Below are 2,534 nucleotides of genomic sequence, written 5' to 3'. Positions count from 1 at the left end.
CAGCGCCATACCTTCGCCGATGCGCTCGCGCGGCTGTTCCTGGGTTACGCGATGCCCGACGGCGCGGCGCCGGTCGGCGCCTATCTGCCCGTCGACGGCCCGGAGGGCGGCGAGGCCGAGCTGCTCGGCCGGCTCGCGCGCTTCACCGACGATCTCGACTGGTTCGCCGGCCGCATCGCGGCCGAGGCCACACCTGCCGAATGGGGCGAGATTTTCGCCGACGCGCTCGCGCGCTTCTTCGATTCGGGCGCGGCGTGGTCCGATGCGCTGTCGTGCGTGCGCGACGCGCTCGACGTGCTGCCGGCCACCATTCGCGAAGGCGCGCACGACCTGCCGATGCCGGCCGCCGTGGTGCGCGCCGGGTTCGCCGCCGCGCTCGACGATCCGGCGCGCGGCGGGGTGCCGTGGGGCGGCGTGACGTTCTCGTCGCTCACCAGCCTGCGCGGCCTGCCTTACCGAATGGTCTGTCTGGTCGGCATGGACGACGGCGTGCTGCCGAGCCTCGCACGCGCCGACGAATTCGATCTGATGGCCGTGTTCGCCAAGCTCGGCGACCGCCAGCGCCGCGACGACGAACGCAACCTGTTCCTCGATCTGCTGCTCGCCGCGCGCGACCGTCTGGTGGTGACCTACACGGGCCGCAGCATTCGCGACAACGCGCCGCTGCCGCCGGCCGCGCTCGTCGACGAACTGCTCGACTACGTGGCCGAGGTCGTGGCCGGTCCCGACGCCGCGCCGGCCGGCATCGAGGCGGCGCGGCGCGCGTTCGTGACCGAGCATCCGCTGCAGCCGTTCTCGGCCGATTACTTCGAGCGCGGCGGCCGGCTCTATTCCTACGACGCCGAGCGCGCGGCGCTGGCGGGGCAGCTGGCGCGCGGCGAGAGCCGCGAGGCGCCGCCGTTCTTCGCCGCACCGTTGCCCGCCGAGGCCGATGCGCCGGTGGCGTACGGCGATTTCGAGCGTTTCTGGCGGCACCCGGCGCGGGCGCTGCTGCGCGACCGGCTCGTCGTGGCGCTGTTCGATGCGCTGGCCGAACTGACCGACAGCGAGCCGTTCGCGCTCGATTACGTGGGCAGCGATGCGCTGGCCGCGCGCGTGTTGCCGCTGTTCGTCGAAACCGAGGGCGCGAGCGTGGCCGAGCTGGCGCGGCGGGTGGCCGACGCCAGCCCCGAGATGCCGGGCGGCGCGACCGGTGCGGTCTGGCGCGAGCAGGCGCTCGGCGGCCTGGAGCGGCTCGCCGGCAACGTGCGGCAGGCGCTCGAGGGCGGCGCCGAGCGGCGGCCGTTCGCGCTCGACATCGCGCCGGCCTGGCCGGACGGCGAGCTGCCGTGGTTCGGGGCGTTCGACGCCGCGCTGGCTGCAGACGCGCAGGCCCGGCCGCTCGCGCTGCACGGCACGCTGAACCGGCTCACGCCGCTGGGGCAGGTCATCTATCGCTATGCGCGGCCCGGCGCGCGCGATCATCTTTCGGCATGGCTCGCGCACCTCGTCTATTGCGCGATCGATCCGGGCGGCCCGCGCCGCACGCTCTGGTTCGGCAGCGGCGAGGGCTTCGAATTCGCGCCGGTGGCCGATCCGCTCAAGCATCTCGCGCCGCTGGCGGCGCTGTTTCGCGCGGGCCGCCGCATGCCGCTGCGCTTCTTTCCGAAAAGCGCCTGGGCGCTCGTGTCGGACGGCGAAGCGAAGGCGGCCGGCGTCTGGATCAACGAGCGCGTGGCCAGCGAGGCCGACGACGCCGCGCTCGCAATTGCCTGGCGCGGCGCGAACCTCTCGCTCGATGCGCCGTTCCCGGCGCTCGCGCATCTCGTTTTCGATCCGCTCGTCGAGCATCTGAGGAGCGGCGCATGACGCAGCACGCCATCGCCCCCGCGCACGCGGCGCACGAACTCGACGTGTTCGCCTGCGCGCTCGCGGGCGTCAACCAGATCGAGGCGTCGGCCGGCACCGGCAAGACCTGGAACATCTGCGCGCTCTACGTGCGGCTGCTGCTCGAGCACGATCTGAATGCCGACCAGATCCTCGTCGTCACGTTCACGAAAGCGGCCACGGCCGAGCTGCACGAGCGGATTCGCGGCCGGCTCGCGCAACTGGCCTATGCGCTCGAATGCGGCGACGACGGCGGCGATCCGTTCATCGCCAAGCTGTTCGCCACCACGCTCGGGCCGGATAGTGAAATCGATCGCGAGCTGGCCGGCAAGCGGATCAATCGCGCACTGCGCGCGTTCGATCAGGCCGCGATCCACACGATTCACGCGTTCTGCCAGCGCGCCTTGCAGGAGGCGCCGTTCGCGGCGGCCATGCCGTTCGCGTTCGAGATGGAGGCCGACGACGCCGCGCTGCGCTTCGAATTGGCCGCCGATTACTGGCGCACGCGCGTCGAGCCGGCCGCCGCCGCGCAGCCGGGCTTCGCCGCGTGGCTGGTGGCGAACCGCGCCGGGCCGGACGCGCTCGACGCGCAACTGGCGCGGCGGCTCAAGAAGCCGCTGGCGGCGGCGCGCTTCGACGGGTTGCCCCATCCGCACGCCGGCGGCGGA

The 2,534-nt window shown here is 73.1% G+C and carries 1 protein-coding gene and 1 pseudogene; both read left to right on the top strand.

Annotation, left to right across the window (positions count from 1 at the left end):
• Positions 1-1,848 (top strand): annotated as a pseudogene (locus G3N92_RS32900) (exodeoxyribonuclease V subunit gamma); the annotation flags it as partial.
• Positions 1,845-2,534 (top strand): UvrD-helicase domain-containing protein (locus tag G3N92_RS32895; RefSeq protein ID WP_206131692.1); only part of this gene is annotated, 690 nt, incomplete at its 3' end. The pseudogene G3N92_RS32900 and the gene G3N92_RS32895, both read left to right, overlap by 4 nt.

Source organism: Burkholderia sp. Ac-20379 (assembly GCF_017104645.1).
GTDB lineage: Bacteria > Pseudomonadota > Gammaproteobacteria > Burkholderiales > Burkholderiaceae > Burkholderia.
The sequence above is the reverse complement of the archived record's forward strand: the minus strand, read 5'-3'. Positions and strand labels throughout refer to the sequence as shown.